16 protein-coding genes are annotated in these 16,665 nt (G+C 40.7%); 12 read left to right on the top strand and 4 right to left on the bottom strand.

Annotated features, from left to right (window positions below; genetic code table 11):
• Window positions 1–27: 27 nt before the first annotated feature.
• From H9631_RS17020 to H9631_RS17010, 3 genes are all read left to right on the top strand, one after another.
• Window positions 28–441, top strand: coding sequence for a ferritin-like domain-containing protein (locus H9631_RS17020; RefSeq protein WP_191814911.1), 414 nt, complete (start codon window positions 28–30; stop codon window positions 439–441).
• A 395-nt stretch (window positions 442–836) separates the two neighbouring features.
• Window positions 837–1,355, top strand: coding sequence for a MerR family transcriptional regulator (locus H9631_RS17015; protein WP_191814909.1), 519 nt, complete (start codon window positions 837–839; stop codon window positions 1,353–1,355).
• Window positions 1,356–1,833: 478 nt separating this feature from the next.
• The gene (locus H9631_RS17010; RefSeq protein WP_191814907.1) at window positions 1,834–1,986 is read left to right on the top strand and encodes an Lmo0850 family protein; all 153 of its coding nucleotides are present in this window, start codon (window positions 1,834–1,836) and stop codon (window positions 1,984–1,986) included.
• 43 nt (window positions 1,987–2,029) lie between these two features.
• Here H9631_RS17010 and H9631_RS17005 read toward each other — a convergent pair whose 3' ends face one another.
• Together H9631_RS17005 and H9631_RS17000 are read right to left on the bottom strand one after the other, a co-directional pair.
• Complete coding sequence (locus H9631_RS17005; protein WP_191814932.1) at window positions 2,030–2,620, bottom strand: YqaA family protein; 591 nt, start codon at window positions 2,618–2,620, stop codon at window positions 2,030–2,032.
• Between the two features lie 178 nt (window positions 2,621–2,798).
• Window positions 2,799–4,091, bottom strand: a complete 1,293-nt coding sequence (locus H9631_RS17000; RefSeq protein ID WP_191814905.1) for a hemolysin family protein — start codon at window positions 4,089–4,091, stop codon at window positions 2,799–2,801.
• A 574-nt stretch (window positions 4,092–4,665) separates the two neighbouring features.
• Here H9631_RS17000 and H9631_RS16995 point away from each other — a divergent pair.
• Window positions 4,666–5,436 carry a hypothetical protein gene (locus tag H9631_RS16995; protein WP_191814903.1) on the top strand — a complete coding sequence of 257 codons (771 nt, stop codon included), beginning with the start codon at window positions 4,666–4,668 and terminating at the stop codon, window positions 5,434–5,436.
• A 145-nt stretch (window positions 5,437–5,581) separates the two neighbouring features.
• On the opposite strand, the gene H9631_RS16990 is transcribed toward H9631_RS16995, so the two are convergent.
• A complete protein-coding gene (locus H9631_RS16990) occupies window positions 5,582–6,763 on the bottom strand; it encodes a dicarboxylate/amino acid:cation symporter (protein WP_191814901.1) in 1,182 nt (393 codons plus the stop codon).
• Window positions 6,764–7,122: 359 nt separating this feature from the next.
• Here H9631_RS16990 and H9631_RS16985 point away from each other — a divergent pair, with 359 nt between their 5' ends.
• The 5 genes from H9631_RS16985 (at window position 7,123) to H9631_RS16965 (ending at window position 13,386) form a co-directional block, all read left to right on the top strand.
• Window positions 7,123–8,166: a D-alanine--D-alanine ligase gene (locus H9631_RS16985; protein ID WP_191814899.1), complete on the top strand. Its 1,044-nt coding sequence runs from the start codon at window positions 7,123–7,125 to the stop codon at window positions 8,164–8,166.
• Window positions 8,167–8,181: 15 nt separating this feature from the next.
• Window positions 8,182–9,564 carry a UDP-N-acetylmuramoyl-tripeptide--D-alanyl-D-alanine ligase gene (locus H9631_RS16980; protein ID WP_191814897.1) on the top strand — a complete coding sequence of 461 codons (1,383 nt, stop codon included), beginning with the start codon at window positions 8,182–8,184 and terminating at the stop codon, window positions 9,562–9,564.
• A gap of 248 nt (window positions 9,565–9,812) precedes the next feature.
• Complete coding sequence (locus tag H9631_RS16975; RefSeq protein ID WP_191814895.1) at window positions 9,813–11,252, top strand: DEAD/DEAH box helicase; 1,440 nt, start codon at window positions 9,813–9,815, stop codon at window positions 11,250–11,252.
• A gap of 189 nt (window positions 11,253–11,441) precedes the next feature.
• Window positions 11,442–11,924 carry a PH domain-containing protein gene (locus H9631_RS16970; RefSeq protein ID WP_191814893.1) on the top strand — a complete coding sequence of 161 codons (483 nt, stop codon included), beginning with the start codon at window positions 11,442–11,444 and terminating at the stop codon, window positions 11,922–11,924.
• The gene (locus H9631_RS16965; RefSeq protein ID WP_191814891.1) at window positions 11,917–13,386 is read left to right on the top strand and encodes a PH domain-containing protein; all 1,470 of its coding nucleotides are present in this window, start codon (window positions 11,917–11,919) and stop codon (window positions 13,384–13,386) included. The genes H9631_RS16970 and H9631_RS16965 overlap by 8 nt, the downstream gene beginning before the upstream one ends.
• Here the strand turns inward: H9631_RS16965 and H9631_RS16960 are convergent.
• Window positions 13,370–13,972: a rhomboid family intramembrane serine protease gene (locus H9631_RS16960; RefSeq protein ID WP_191814888.1), complete on the bottom strand. Its 603-nt coding sequence runs from the start codon at window positions 13,970–13,972 to the stop codon at window positions 13,370–13,372. The two genes, H9631_RS16965 and H9631_RS16960, sit on opposite strands and share 17 nt — an antisense overlap.
• Window positions 13,973–14,049: 77 nt before the next feature.
• Here H9631_RS16960 and acpS point away from each other — a divergent pair, with 77 nt between their 5' ends.
• The 3 genes from acpS (at window position 14,050) to H9631_RS16945 (ending at window position 16,086) form a co-directional block, all read left to right on the top strand.
• Entirely contained in the window at window positions 14,050–14,409 is a 360-nt protein-coding gene (acpS, locus tag H9631_RS16955; RefSeq protein WP_191814886.1) for a holo-ACP synthase, read from the top strand.
• A 345-nt stretch (window positions 14,410–14,754) separates the two neighbouring features.
• A complete protein-coding gene (locus tag H9631_RS16950) occupies window positions 14,755–15,336 on the top strand; it encodes a helix-turn-helix transcriptional regulator (protein ID WP_191814884.1) in 582 nt (193 codons plus the stop codon).
• Between the two features lie 297 nt (window positions 15,337–15,633).
• On the top strand, window positions 15,634–16,086 hold the full coding sequence (locus H9631_RS16945; protein ID WP_191814882.1) for a GNAT family N-acetyltransferase: 453 nt from the start codon (window positions 15,634–15,636) through the stop codon (window positions 16,084–16,086).
• Window positions 16,087–16,665: the final 579 nt, after the last annotated feature.

The raw sequence follows: 16,665 nt of genomic DNA, 5'->3' as shown, positions 1-16,665 counted from the left end.
ATAGTTGAAAAATGGGGAGGGATTTTTATGGCTTTTATGGATTTTACGATTGATCAAAAGCTTGAAAGGGATATTGTTAACGCGATAAACGGTGAATACAGTGCTATTGCCTGTTATGGACAGTTGATAGAAATGGCACCTTCAGAGAGGGAAAAAAAGATCATACGTGAGATCCGAAATGATGAAATCCGTCATTTCCATTATATTTCAGCTATTTATATGCTTATGATGAATCGACAGCCTGATCCAAAAATCACAAAAAAATGTCCGAATAATTTTACAGATGGTTTGAAATTTGCGTTCGAGGATGAACAAGAAACAGTCGATTTTTACCATGAAATTGCAGATAAAGCAAAACATCCGTATATTCAGCATTTGTTTCGGCGAGCCGCTGCAGATGAACAAAACCATGCTGTCTGGTTTTTGTCGATGATGAAGTAATGAAAGACAATGTTCTTAGAAGAGTTTAACCTCATTCAGCAGTAGTCCCACTTGTCCCACTTCTGTAAATGCTAAGATGAGTGCATATTAGTATTTCATTTAGCGGGGGTTCAAAGCCCAGCTGAATAAAGTTAAAGCCTCCGGTGGATGCCACGGGTTTTAAGAGGAAATTTATCGAACCAAGCTTGATAAAATCTGGGCGCAAATACGCCCAAGGCTCATTTGATCTTATAGGGAAATGGCCATTCTTAATTTTTCTAGTTGTACAAACTTCTCCATGAAAAAAATGTAAAACGAAAGACATGACTCCCTTTCAATCTACATTATTAGAGGGAGGTCAAGCCCCCTGTCTAGTGGAATACTATTAATACAACCAAATCTGGGGAGGGTCGGCGATGGAAAAAGTGTTGTATACTTCCGGGGCAGCCAAGGAGTTAGGACTAGGGGTCAGTACCCTCAGAAATTATGCTGTTGTGTTAGAATCCAAGGGGTACTATTTTGAACGGGGTCCGAATAATGGACGGATTTTCAGAGAGCAGGATATTTCACAGATTCAGGAAATGATCGAAAGAATGGCAAAGGACGGAATGACAGTGGACCAAGCGGCTGAAATAACCGCAGGCCAATCTGGAAAAATTGAAGTTTTGGTGGCTGTTCCTAAAGAGCAAGGAGCGAAGTTAAACATTGACAGGCTTTGTGAAAAAATCACTCTGTTAGAGGAGCAACAGACGAATCTGGCTGAAATCAATAAGAAGCTTGCGCTTCAGGTAGAACGGTTAACGGAAAAAATTGAAGACCGAGAAAGAGATCAACAGCTGTTTGACATGATGGAAAATGCTCGAAGTCGAAAGAAAAGAAAGGGAATGGACTTTTTACGGTCTTTCACATTTTCTGACAAGAAATCAACGATTTGACAAGCTTTTTATTCAAGCCTTTCGATGAAAGATTCAAATGACATGGGGGAAATTTGTATCAGCCTTGGACAAGGTAAAAGGCAAGACGGTACAATTCAAGAAACTCTTTCTAATTGGTGCTATACAGGTGCTTCCACATGGAAGGCCTGTTTTTCATTGTAGCTCCACATGTACTGGAGGAATTTGGCAGGAAATGATGTTTGTGCACCAAGTTGTAGCTCCCATTAACTCTAGTGTAAAGTAAACATACCAAAGCAAAGGGTCTTTACCATTTTTTTGCAGAGCCAGCATATGATAAACGAGCATTTTTTATCATATGTTCCTAAAAAGAAGTTTATTGTACGAAAAACAGGGAATCTTAAACAAGAATGTTTTAATTTGGACACATTTTTTTATTTTTTTCTGAAAGCGATTCAAATCAGTTGAAAAGTACGTTAAAATAAGTGTAAGATGTTAAATCTTAAATGGGGTGGTCTTTTTGCATAGAGATCATGAACAACTCGAAAAATTTATGGATAGTCTTGCTGAACTGGGAGTAGATATTTCAGTTACGAAATCTCGTTTGGAACTTTTCAAAGTCCTTGATGAAGTACAGGCTATCCCAGGGTATACAGAATACCATGTAGAATAAAAACGAAGCGGGCTGGTACATTGTACTGGCCCGCATTGTTGTTTTATTTGCTTGTGGCTGCTTTTTTTCTACTAAGGATCAAGCGATATATAATAAAAGCGATCACCACAAACCCGCCAATGCCGAGTGTAATCAAAGTGAAATTTTCTTCAATGAAGGGTTTGGCTTTGACACCGAGTGCGGCAATGATTGCTGCTTCAAGGAAAAAACGCCCTCCTCTTCCCAGAATAGACCAAAAAATGAGCGTCTTAATTCTTACCTTTGAAATCCCTGAAAAAATTGTAAAAACTTTGTAAGGAACAGGGGTAAACGCTGCTATTAGGATGGCCATCGCACCATATTTTTCAAAGTAATATTCTACTTTGTCTATTTTATCTGCCTTGATAAAACGGAGTAGAATGGGCCTTCCTAATTTCTTTCCAATATACCATCCCAATAGTGCTCCCAAAACAGAAGCTACTGTAGTGTAAAAAGCGTACAACCAAACTTGATCGGGTGCCGCAATGCCCATTGGGAGTAACAATATTTCGGGAATAATCGGTGAAAAAGCAGAATCCGTGAAAGAGACGATTATTAGCCCTAGCACTCCGTAGTCTATCAGCCAATTTTCAATAACTGTAAGCCATTCTGATATCATTCAAATATACTCCTTTTAGATGACGAATTGCTAAAAGAAGTATAGCATTATTCCATCAGGGCGTCAGCACATATTGGTGGAATAACCATTGAAATATGTCATTTTTTAGTCTGAATACAGTGAGAAATGATGTCGAAATAAATCATTTCCCTGGAAATAAAATAGAAAATTTCTCTTATGCTGTCACTTCAACTTCATAGATATGGTTGCCTTCCATTGTTTTTACATGAAATTTGTATCCCTCATCTTCGATCATGTCGCCTTGCTGTAGGTCATATTTTTGGGTGAGGAGCCATCCGCCAATTGTGTCAATATCTTCGCATCGCAGGTGTATACCCAATAGGTCGTTTACTTCTTCAATCAAAACTTTTGCGTCCAAAAGAAAATGTTCATCTCCCAACTTTCTCACCAAGGGTGTTTCGTCATCATCGAATTCATCCCGTATCTCTCCAACAATCTCTTCTAAAATATCTTCCGCTGTCACAATTCCGGCAGTTCCACCATATTCATCAAAGAGGACAGCCATATGGCTTCTTTCTTTTTGCATTTTAACAAGAAGACGTTGGATAGGAATCGTTTCGATCACACTAATCTCCGGCTTTATGTAATCAGTAATCGACTGTGGGCCTTTGCAATTCTCCTCAATACAATCTGTTAAAAATTCTTTTATATTGACTACCCCTAATATTTTATCCTTATCACCATCTTCTGTTATTGGATAACGAGTCAGTCGCTTTTCTTTCAATGTGCCTAGGATTTCTTCAATAGATGCCGACTTATCAATTGTTACGACTTCTGTTCTTGGAACCATAATTTCCTTTGCAACCCGATTGTCGAATTCGAAAATCTTATTGACATATCGATATTCCGATTGATTGATTTCGCCACTCTTTAAGCTGTCTGATAAAATTATGCGGAGCTCTTCCTCGGAATGAGCGACCTCACTTTCTGATGTTGGTTTAACACCGAATAATCTTGTCACTATACGAGCTGTCCTGTTTAAAACCCATACAAACGGAAAAAGAACTTTATAAAAACAAACGAGTGGAGTTGATACAGCAAGAGCGACTGCTTCGGGTTTGAATATGGCCAAATTTTTTGGTACCAGTTCGCCGAGAATCACACTGATGAATGTAATGGTAATAAAAGCGATTAAAAAAGATAGTATTCCTGTAAGTGAAGTTGGAACATCAAATTTTTCAAACAAAGGCATCAGAATCACTTGGACTGTCGGTTCACCGAGCCATCCAAGACCAAGAGAAGCAACAGTAATGCCTAATTGGGTGGCAGAAAGGTATCCATCCAAATTTGAAATGATTTGCTTGGTCACTGATGCTTTTTTGTTGCCTTCTACAATGAGTTGATCCAATCGGGAACTCCGTATTTTTACAATCGCGAATTCGGATGCAACAAAAAAGGCTGTGATTCCAATTAGAAAAAATACAAGTAAAAGTTTCGATATAAACAATGGAGCGCCTTGCTATAAGCAAGGGTTCACCTCCTCCATTTCGTAAAATTTGGGCTGATAACTTAAAGAAAATGTAAATTGTAAGGAACCCATTAACTTCATTCAGCGGAAGTCTCCGCCTTTTGTAAGAAAGCATATTATTCCATTCAGTGAGGGTTCAAACCCCAGCTGAATCACTTCGGCGAATGCCACAGATCTATAGAGGTAATGCTTGATAAAATCTGGGTCAAATATGCTAAGGCACTTTTTGATAAGCCATCACCTAAAGCTTTCTTCATTCATACTTTACCCAATGTCCAGCAACTTTTATCATCAGTTATGTAGGCTTTTCTGAAAAGTGTGCAGTCAGTGAAGAAAAATCGTTGGTTACAATGATCAGGATCTGAGCCGAAAGTCTTCAAAATTCATTTTTTGAAGGGGCAGTTTATCTTCATACCATTGCACATAACCAATTTCCAAGCAGTCGTTTCGAACCCAATCAATTTGTTGTGAATATGTAATAATAGTCATAACAAATATTTGTTAATATAGATTATGGGTATATTGTGTGACTATATTTTTGGGGGAAATCTCATTGAAAAATCAAGCTGCTGAGAGAAATATTATATACATTCACATGAATCATACTGCTCGGTATATCTTGTCATCTGGAATTCAGTTTTCCGATTTTATGAAAGCAATTCCTGTAAAACCGTCAAATCTTCTACTGCTTAAACATCAATTTGATGATGGCTACTATAACATGCATACTCGACTGAATTTCGTCACAAGTGAAAATGTTGAACAATTACTAGAAGATGACGTTTTTCGCTATGATGAATTCTGTTGGACTGATTTTTCGGATGAGGAAGAATTGAATGAGCTGACAGGCCAGGAACTTGCTGAACTTCTTTATTTAAGCCATATTAAATCACCCTTAAGACCACCCTTTTACAGAATGCTTGGGAATCAATTTTTTTACTTAACAGAGGGAGACGGCACATTCAATAAGACCTACTATAAAAAATGGGAACATTTCTTTGCCATGATTGGCGTGGTCATTTCATACAGAATGAACCCTGGAAGGGAACGAACCTTGTTTGGACGCCGAAAATCCCGTCCAATTCCTTTCATTCCGGCAGATATCATACAGATCTTGAGTGGACAGATGAAAGAAGGGATTGTATTTTCCTTCGACAAGGTGACGAGTGACCGGTTGAAAATGGAAGTGCCTATTTGGGTAGTCGGAGACTTTATGGATAGCGATGAAATGTACGATGAATATTTGCAACAAAGCAGACGTGCACCTGATGGAAGGCTCGTCCTCGACCGGAAGGCTGGGGAATGGCAGGCATTGTTAGAATAGATAGTTGTGGATCCAGCTACTTTCATGAGGGGCTGGATTTTTATATAGAGGGAGGATTCCAGCAGGTAAGGTGCAGGAAATGCCCCTAATGCGTGACAAGCTAAAAAGAAAAGGCCCTCTTAACCAGAGGGGGAGGGCCTGATAACTATATGGCTTTACGGCTATCTTCGACAGAATTTCCACGGCTAATTTTATCCATAATTGCTGTAATGGCTCCATCACCTGTAACATTGCAGGCTGTTCCAAAGCTGTCCTGGGTAATGTAGAGAGCAATCATTAAAGCGGTCATTGCAGGACCAAATCCGAGCATGGATTCCAATAGGCCGATTGCCGCCATTACTGCGCCTCCTGGAACGCCAGGCGCTGCTACCATCGTAATGCCAAGCATCAAAATGAAAGGGAGCATGGTCATCAATGCGTAACTTTGTCCCAGCATGAACATTACGGCCATGGAGCAGCTAACCAAAGTAATGGTACTTCCGGACAAATGAATGGTTGCCAGCAGTGGAATTGTAAAATCCGCAACTCTTTCCCGCTTAACAATTTTCTTGGCCTGTTTTAAAGTAACAGGAATTGTTGCTGCGGAAGATTGTGTTCCAAGTGCTGTAAAATAGGCTGGACTCATCGTTTTTAACATGGAAAAAGGGTTCCTCTTTTGCACAGAGCCGGCAATCATATATTGAATGATTAAATAAGCTATATGAAGAACAATAATCATGGCAAAAACTTTGATAAAGATGCTCAATATAGATCCGACTTGGCCGGCGTGGGTCATATTCGCAAATATACCTAAAATGTGAATTGGCAATAAAGGAATGATCACTTTTTCGATAACAAGATGAATGATATCTCTGAAGTCGTTGGATAAATTCAAAAGCAAATCGCTTTTAACCGCTGCAATACCAATCCCGATGACAAAGGATAACAGTAGGGCTGTCATGATTCCCATGAGAGGATCCATCTCAATGTGAAAGTAAGGTTTTAAAAGTGCCTCTTCTGGATTGGTGAATTCCTTTAGCGATTGGTTAGCTAAAATAGAAGGATACAGTGTTTTTGCTGTAATAAATGCAAGCAGGCCAGCTACAATTGTAGAAATGTAGGCGATGGCAGCAGTCCAACCGAGCAGCTTTCCCGCTCCCTGTCCAATAGCGCCGATTCCCGGAACAATAAAGCCGATAATCAGCAGGGGAATGATGAAGCCTAGAAAGTTCCCAAATAATCCGTTAAAAGTAGCGAAGCCTCGTATCAAAGGAATAGGCGAGACAAGCCCAATTAAAATACCGAGCACGATGGCAAGTATAATGCGCGGTAATAAACCGAATTTCATGACAAACGGACCTCCATATTGTTTGTGATCGGCATCTTTATTGAAAAGTGCCGCCTGCATTATTCTAGCATAATAAAATGAACTTTTCTTTATAGATTAGAACTTGTCGAACGAACAAGCCTAAATTGACACACACTCCGACTGAAAACACCAATTTCTTCGGAATCCCGCTGCGATCCCATTCACCAGCAATACTGAATAGGCATATGATAAAAATGGGCGGAAGCATGTATGAAAACAGTTATGACAGCCTTTCAAAAAATCGATCCTGTCCGCCATAACGATTTCATATTTCTTCTTTGTTTTATTAAAAATCATGGTAAAATTAAAAAGATGTTATGGAGATGGAGGATAATATAATGAAATTGTGTTTGTTATACGGTGGAAAATCTGCTGAACATGAAGTTTCGCTGCAAACTGCAAAAGCGGTCATACATGCACTTGATATGAATAAATTTGATATTTTTCCGATTTTCATTACAAAGGAAGGTAGATGGATTCAAGGCCCGCAAATTACGGAACCTGTTGAGGATATAAAACAACTACAGTTTTCAAATGGCGGCAATGAATTAATGCCTCAGTCTTTAAATACGGATTATGATATGGTGTTCCCGCTTCTTCATGGTCCTAATGGAGAGGATGGCACAGTTCAAGGGCTGCTTGAAATTTTAAATATCCCATATGTTGGAAATGGCGTCCTTGCCTCCTCTGCTGGTATGGATAAAGTGGTCATGAAGAATATTTTTGCACAAGCTGGTTTGAACCAGGTAGAATATGTTTCTTTCATTCGCAGTACATGGGAATCGGATAGGGAAGCGGCATATAAACAGGTTGAAGAACAAATTGGGTATCCGAGCTTTGTAAAGCCTGCAAATCTTGGCTCGAGTGTCGGAATCAGCAAATGTGACAACCGTGAAGAATTGGTAGCCGCATTTGAAGATGCTTTTCGCTATGACAGGAAGATTATCATTGAAGAAGGAGTCCTTGCCAGAGAAGTTGAGGTTGGCGTCCTGGGAAACGATGAGCTCGCATGTTCAGTTGCGGGAGAAATCGTCCCTAAGAAAGAATTCTATGATTATGAAGCGAAATATGCGGATAATACAACGGAGCTTGTGATTCCTGCTGGTATTCCTGAAGTAAGCTACGATGAGATTCGCAAGATGGCGTTTACGGCCTATAAATCGCTGGATTGCTCAGGTCTCGCAAGAATGGACTTCTTCGTAACATCAGACGGAAGGGTGCTCATTAATGAGGTAAATACAATGCCTGGTTTTACTCCGGCAAGTATGTTCCCGCTTCTTTGGAAGAATACTGGTGTCCCATATCCTAAGCTGATTGAACGGCTTGTAGATTTGGGCAGAGAACGTTACGAAGAAAAACAAAATATCATTCACAGTTTTTAAAAAGAAGGGATCACGATGATTCAAAGAACAATCGGCCAGATAGCTAACATGGTCAAAATAGAAAACGATATAACGGAGCATGCACAACATCTGGTAAAGGGCGTATCCATTGATTCGCGTAAAGTGTTATCAGGAAACTTGTTCATTCCTTTTAAAGGGGAGCATACTGACGGACATAAGCATGCAGAAATGGCACTTCAGCAAGGAGCTGCGGCTGTTTTTTGGCAGGAGGATGTCCCGAACCCGCCAACTAACGGTCCGGTTTTGATTGTAAAAGACACACTGCTTGCCTTACAGGAGATGGCGAAATCTTATCGTGATGAATTGTCGGTAAAAGTTGTTGGAATAACTGGAAGCAACGGAAAAACGACAACGAAAGACATAACAGCAGCTGTTCTTGGTGAAACGCACAGTGTTCAAAAGACGGAAGGAAATTTTAATAATCATATTGGGCTTCCGTTGACTATTTTGGCACTCGAAGAAAAAACCGAGATTGCGATTCTCGAAATGGGGATGAGCAGCAGAGGAGAAATATCCTTGCTTACAAAGATTGCCCGACCTGATGTAGCCATTATTACAAATATCGGGGAAGCCCATTTGCTTGATCTGGGCTCACGTGAAGAAATTGCAAACGCGAAGTTTGAAATTACAGAAGGCCTGGTTCCTGAAGGTCTCTTAATCTACCCGGGGAATGAGCCGCTTTTACAGGAAAAAGCCGCTTCACTAAAGAATCTCCGGCTGGTAACATTTGGAGAATCAACAGAAAATGACGCTTATCCGTTAGAATGGACGTTAGAAGAAAGAGGCAGTTCATTGACTGCATCGATTTTTCCAGAAGAACCGGTATTTTTGCCGATTGCAGGGAAACATAATGTCATGAATACATTGGCAGCATTGCTTGTGGCGAGGGAATTTTCTGTGCCAGCAGCTGATGTGAAAAACGGTTTAAATTCCGTGAAACTGTCTACGATGAGAATGGAATGGAGCAAAGGAATCAAGGAGACCACCATTCTGAACGATTCTTACAACTCAAGCCCAACCGCCTTGCGCGCCGTAATAGGGATGCTTGAAAGCATGAACAGTGAAAAGGAAAAGATTATAGTGCTTGGGGACATGCTTGAGCTTGGAGACAAGGAAAAAGAATACCATGAACAAATCGGAGAAGAGATTAATCCTTCCAAAATAAAATATGTTTATACATATGGAGAACTTGGGAAATGGATTGCACATGGTGCGAAGAAAAACTTTACAACGGGCCACGTTTTCTCATTCCAAAGTCAGGATGAATTGATCCGCTCCCTTAAGGAAACGATTTTCGGCAACGAACTCATTGTTGTCAAAGCTTCGCGTGGTATGAAGATGGAAAAAGTAGTTGAAGCTCTAACCATTAAAGAATAAAGGAAAAGATTGCGGGGCGGGAACTGCCGCCCTTGCATTTAGGTGCCGTTACCTCTCACCTAAACTTTTTAATATCGATGGTTGAGATGAGAGATAGCGGCACCTTTTTTAAAAAAACTGATGACTGACAGTAGAGTGGAAATTGTCACCATCAGATTTTAGTGTTAGAATTAGCAACATCGTTTATAGTTTTTGCGAGAAGTGGGGCAACGCCTCAACTTGAAGTTTTAAAAGGAGATTGAGAAGCATTGACGAAGTTTTCAGATTTAAATTTGAGTCCGTCTATTTTAAAGGCAGTCAATAGAATGGGCTTTGAAGAAGCTACACCGATACAGGCAAAAACAATTCCGCTCAGCATGGAAGGCAAAGATTTAATTGGCCAGGCTCAGACGGGTACTGGAAAGACAGCGGCATTTGGAATACCTTTGATTGAAAAAATTGATCCGAGGGACTACAGTGTTCAAGGGATCATCATTGCGCCTACGCGCGAGTTAGCGATCCAGGTTTCAGAAGAACTGTACAAAATTGCGATCGACAGCCGTGTTCGCGTACTTGCTGTTTACGGAGGTTCCGATATCCAGCGTCAGATCAGGGCATTGAAAAAAGGCCCGCAAATTGTTGTTGGAACTCCAGGTCGTGTCCTTGACCACATCCAGCGTCGGACTTTGAAGTTGGGTAATGTCCATACAGTTATCCTTGATGAAGCGGATGAAATGCTGAACATGGGCTTTATCGAAGATATCGAATCCATTTTGGAGACTGTTCCTGAAGAGAGACAGACATTGCTTTTTTCAGCAACTATGCCAGAACCAATCCGCCGCATTGGCGAACGGTTTATGAAGTCTCCTGAACTTGTAAAAGTACAGGCAAGGGAAATGACCGTTCCGTTAATTGAGCAATATTTTATTAAAATCCCTGAGAGAGAAAAATTTGACGTTCTTTCACGTCTGATTGACGTGCAATCACCTGAGCTGGCGATAGTGTTTGGCCGGACAAAGCGTCGTGTAGACGAGCTTTCCAATGCCTTGACGGTTCGTGGATATACAGCTGAAGGCATCCACGGAGATTTGAGCCAGGCAAAACGTCTCTCCGTTTTGCGGAAGTTTAAAGAAGGTAAAGTAGACGTTCTTGTTGCAACTGATGTTGCCGCACGGGGATTGGATATTTCAGGTGTAACTCATGTGTATAACTATGATATCCCTCAAGATCCGGAAAGCTACGTACACCGTATTGGACGTACAGGCCGTGCTGGAAAAGAAGGAATTGCCGTTACGTTTGTCAGTCCGCGAGAAATGGGTTATCTTCGAATCGTTGAACAAACAACGAAAAAGCGGATGAATCCAATGCGCCCGCCTACTTGGGACGAAGCGCTCGAAGGCCAACAACGCCTAACAATGGAAAAATTGAACGAAACAATTGAAGAGGGTAACCTGGATGAATATAGAGCCACAGCTGTTGACTTAATGAACGAACATGATGCTGTGGAAGTCATTGCTGCGGCATTGAAAGTCATCACTAAAGAACCTGATAAAACACCAGTCCATATCACAGAGGAAAAGCCGCTGCCTTCTAAGCGGGATTCATATAGAGGTGATCGGGGCGGACGCGGCAGAAGAGGGAAACCGAGCCAATCATCTTATAAAGGACACCGGAAACCTCAGCGTCGTTCAGGAAATCGTAGACCATAATGCAGATAAAAACAATCGGAGATATCCGGTTGTTTTTTTGTTAGAATATGGTGGAGTGGATAGTGAGACTTAAGCAGAGAGTAACAGAAATCCTAAGGAGTACATCTCACGCTGAAAGTTATCCCGGGTTACATCCGAAATATCTGGACAATCTACAGCGGAATTGTCATTCAGAAAAGAGGAGATTCAATGGAGATTAGACTACCATCGCGAAGGATTTCACAGCGAGGGTTAAAAGTATGGCGCATCATGGGAGCCATTAATTCCCTGATCTTATGGGTTATAGTTGGAGTCTTAGGGGTGTTGACATATTTTTTTGATTGGCCCCTTTGGATTGTCTTCACAGGATCTGGGCTTGCACTTATTATTACAATTTTGGGTATTTCCATCATTCCTTCTATCCGTTGGAAGCGATGGCGCTATGAAGTGACAGAGCATGAACTTGAGCTTCAGCACGGGGTCTTTTTTATTCATCGGACACTTGTGCCGATGGTAAGGGTCCAGCATGTCGATACTTCCCAGGGACCCATTTTGAAGAAATATAATCTTGCCACGGTTTCTATTTCGACTGCGGCTACAGTACATGAAATCCCAGCGGTCGATATTCATGAGGCGGAGGAGCTTCGCCGCTCTATTTCCGCTTTGGCAAGGGTGGCTGAAGACGATGTTTGAACCGAAACGGCTGCATCCAATCACAGTATTGTACGATTTAGTGCGTTCGGTGAAAGAACTTATCCTTCCATTTATCTTTATTTTTATTTTAGGAAAAAATCGGATTGAGTTTGGTGGGTCATTATCAAATATGATCCCAGAGTTAGTATTTTTACTTTTTGTTTTTTTCATGATTGCTTCGATCGTCGTTAAATGGCTCCGGTTTACATACTGGATTGAGGATAATGAACTTCGGATTGAGCAAGGACTATTTGTGAAGAAAAAAAGATATATCCCTTTTGACCGAATCCAAAGTCTTGATTTGTCTGAAAGCATTATCCATCGTCCAATGGGTCTTGTGAAGGTGAAAGTTGAAACGGCCGGTTCGGGTGGAGACAAGGCGGAAGCGAAGCTGACGGCTATTAGGAAAGAAGATGCAGCAGCTTTACAGAAGATCCTTGCAGACGCCAAAAATAAGTTACAGGCAAGCATTGTGGAGGAAGAGGAAGCACGTCGGGAAGAAGATATCATTTATAAAATTACTACGAGACAGCTTCTGTTTCTCGCCTCAACTTCGGGGAGGGCTGGGGTTGTGATTTCAGCATTCCTGGCATTTGCCTTTCAATTTGAGGACTTTATTCCTTATGAAAAGTTGTTCAATGAAATGCAAGAACTGGTCAAATTTGGTGTGATTTTCATTTCTGGGATTATTGCGGTAATTCTTTTGATCGCCTGGATGCTTTCTGTTGCCATTGCCTTTTTTAAATACAATGATTTTACAGTTAGAAAAGTAAACGATGAATTGATTATTACGCGGGGGTTGCTTGAGAAAAGAACAACGACTGTCCCTCTGCACCGGATCCAGGCATTGACGATTAAGGAAAGCCCAATCCGACAACCATTTGGATACGCAAGTGTTTCTTTGGAGAGCGCAGGGGGATCGTCCACTGATTTGGAAAGCTCCTCCATGGTTCTTCTTCCGGTGGTGAAGAGAAACAAAGTAGCAGATATATTAGAAAATTATCTGACAGACTACGTGTTCAAAAATGATTTTAAGCCGGCTCCTAGTCGTTCGATGAGGCGCTATCTGTTTGTAAAAGCCGTTATCGCCTTCATTATTGCAGGTGTGCTCACGGGATTCTTCTGGCCGTATGGTTTATACGGAGCGATTTTGATTCCGATTGCTCTTTTATGGGGATTTGCTCAGTATAAATCAACAGGCTGGAATTGTACTGGTTCCCAACTGACAATGCGGTACAGGACAATTGAGCAGCATACGATGCTCATGAAGAAAAATCGGATCCAGTCAATGAAGGCAAGTGTCAGTTGGTTTCAAAAACGTGCCGGTTTAGCAACGGTTAGTGCATCAGTTAAATCAGGGGAAGTTGCCAGTCATGCAGAAATCGCCCATTTGGACCAAGAGGATGTATTGGAAATCTATACTTGGTATAGCCATCATGAGCGAGCTACAGAAAGCGGATAGGTCTAGTTTTGATTAAAACTGCTCCGATTAAAAAGCCTGCAATCAATCCGAAGATATGGCCAGTAATGTTAATATTTGCTTGGAAAAATGTCATGATCACACCCAGCCCTGCAATCGGCAAAATCACTTGCTTCCCTTGTTGAGGCATCGCTTCTTTTTTTAAAGCAATGATGGACAAATAGATGCCGAATAAACCGAAGATAGCCCCGCTTGCTCCGATATGCGTATAATAGGGCGGTTTCAGAAGAAGCGTAGCGATATTGGCAGCAACCCCACATGCGAGATAAACAAGAATAAATTGTAGCTTGCCAAGCGCACGTTCGAGCGCAGGTCCAAATAAAACAAGTGAGAATGAATTGAATAGCAGATGCGTGAAAGCAACGTGAACGAAAATCGGCGTTACTAGTCGCCAATATTCTCCCATCTGGATCAATACGTTTACGCCGGCCAGTTTTTCAAAAATAAGCTGCTGCGGAAAGAGCGGTAAGTTTATTGCAAGGAAAATAACAATATGAATTACTACAAGAGCTGTGACCACCGGATATAGACGGATGAATTGCCGAAAAGACTCTGTTCGGACAAACATGGGATGATCTCCTTTCTGTTTGAGACTCCTATCATTATATTATAGCCGGGGATGAAAAGTAGAAGGGAAGTGCTCAGATGATTTTGGGAATGGGGCTGGATCTGGTTGAAATAGAGAGAATTGAAAAATTGAGAGGGCGTCAGGTGCGATTTGCTGAGCGTGTTTTGGCTGCCAGGGAACTTCAGCAGTATGAAACCTTACCTGAAAGAAGAAAAACTGAATTTTTAGCTGGCAGGTTTGCATCGAAAGAAGCCTTTGCCAAAGCGGTTGGAACAGGTATAGGTGCACAACTGTCATTCCAGGATATTGAAATTGCTGCTGACGAGAGGGGAAAGCCGCATATTGTCAGGCCCATGGATCAAGGAAAAAGAATACATCTATCCATTACACATACAAAAGCATACGCAGCCGCTCAAGTGATCATTGAGGAGGGTTAGTGAGCCTAGAGCTTTCATCTCGAGGTTTATTAGTTTTAAGCTATGAGGGGGCTGGGGCGAAGCTAATGGAGACCATAAAAAGCGCGAGAAATCAATTTTAGAAACGTTGATTTTTTGCGCTTTTTTGATGGTGAAGAATTTGCTTGAAAAATATACTAATGTTCCATTCTTTTTTTGGGAGTCTTTAACTTTCCATTTGTCGTTTTCGACCCAATATGTCCATGAAGAATTTTATCCCTTAAGCTTTTAAATGTTAAAAAGCCTTGATATATCAAGATGCAACACTTTGTTGCTTGTCACACCTCCTCTTTTTCAAAAAGAATAGTGTATGGAGGTAAGTCATATATGAATTTAGGAGAAAGATTAAAACAGCAAAGGAAAAAGTATCATTTTACTCAGCAAGATGTGGCTGATAAATTGCATGTAACTAGACAAACGATTTCGAGTTGGGAAACTGGAAGAACGATTCCAGATATTGAGATGCTTATTTTGTTGAGTGAATTATACGACTTATCTCTCGATCAGATGATTAAGGGGGATATCATTGTGATGGATAATGTGATGAACAAAAATCGAAAACAAAGAAGGAAAATTGTTTTTTTAACATCAGTCCTCATCGTCGTGTTTTTGTGTCTAACTGCGTATATGTTTTTACATTTTGAGCATAAACAAACTTCTATTTCCCTAGACAATGTTGAAAGTGTGACACTCCAAGATAAATCTAACACAACGGTTTTGGTTATTACTTATAAGGATAGCATAAAAGCATTTGGCTATTTATTAAATGAGAGTTCAAATGCTGTAACACTAGAACTTCATCAGTCACATGGTTTATTTCACAGAAAAAGGAAATCACAAGAAATACGACTTGAAAATGCAGAAGTTGTATATTTGAAAGATGGAAAAAATACTATGAAAGTAAATTAAAAAAGAGCATCAAGAAATGCCGTTTATTTTACACCATAGGATCACCAACGCGATAGAACGTAGTGTTTTTGGCGGCCAGTACTTTTACCGTATGCCCCTGCCACCCTTCACTTTTCTATTGTCCCGTTCTAGCTTCTAGAATTGATGATACAGCTAAAGTCGTTTGATTAGAGATGATGAGTTGCTTTAATAAAATTTTCAAATCGATCCTGATTACAAATTAATATTATGAAAAGTCAGTTATATTAAGTATAATCCTATTTAAGAAATTTATAAATAAGAAAGGATTAGATATAAATGGAGTTTAGAATGGCGAAGAAAAGTGATTTAAAAGAAATAGTGCGCTTGCTAGCAGATGATGAACTAGGATCCAAACGGGAGAGATATGAAGATCCTTTACCTGAGGCCTATTGTAATGCCTTCGCAGCAATTGAGAGTCAAGGCGGTAATCAAATTTTATTAGTTACCGACGGTGAAATCGTTATAGGGTGTTTGCAATTAACAATTATCCCTGGATTAGCTAGGCTAGGAATGAAGCGGGCGCAAATTGAGGGAGTGCGTGTGGATAAAAACTTTAGAGGACAAAAGATTGGTGAAGCTTTATTTAGGGAAGCAATTACAATAGCAAAATCCGAAGGTTGTGGTCTTGTTCAGTTAACTACTGATAAAGATCGTAAAGATGCCTTCCGTTTTTATGAAAAATTGGGCTTTACCTCCAGTCATGAAGGCATGAAGTTGATTCTCAATTAAAGTACATTATCTATTCAACTATGGGCGGAATTATGGAAGAAATCCATATTATTGTCGTATCTTACAATAAAATTTTTTGCGCCGATAAACATAGAATTTGAGATATTAACATTAAATAATTGGTACATCTAGTCCCTCGAGGTCATAAGCCAATCGCTGTTGAAGGAAAACTACGCTTTCTTCAGTGCTCGTCTAAGATTTGCTTCGATAAGTCAACATCGCTTCACTTCGTTCAGCGTGTTTCCTTTATCTTAGTCAGAGTCAGTCCAGTCCGTATGTCGCTAAACGGATGCTTCCACTTTTCTATGTCTAGTTCCGGGGCCTATCGACTAGCAGACTTCGCGCCTCTTCCTACGATAAGTCAACATCGGTTCGCTTTAGCTCACCGTGTTTCCTTTATCTCGTCATAGCCCCTCCAGTCTGTACGTCGCTGAACAGGCCCCTTCACTTTTCTATTGTCCAGTTCCAGCATCCAGCGACTATCGGACTTCCCTCCTCTTCCCTTCGATAAGTCAACATCGCTTCACTTCGTTCAGCGTGTTTCCTTTATCTTAGTCAGAGTCAGTCCAGTCCGTATGT

Source organism: Bacillus norwichensis, from assembly GCF_014836955.1.
Lineage (GTDB): Bacteria > Bacillota > Bacilli > Bacillales > Bacillaceae_C > Siminovitchia > Siminovitchia norwichensis.
This window is presented reverse-complemented; position numbering and strand designations above follow the sequence as displayed.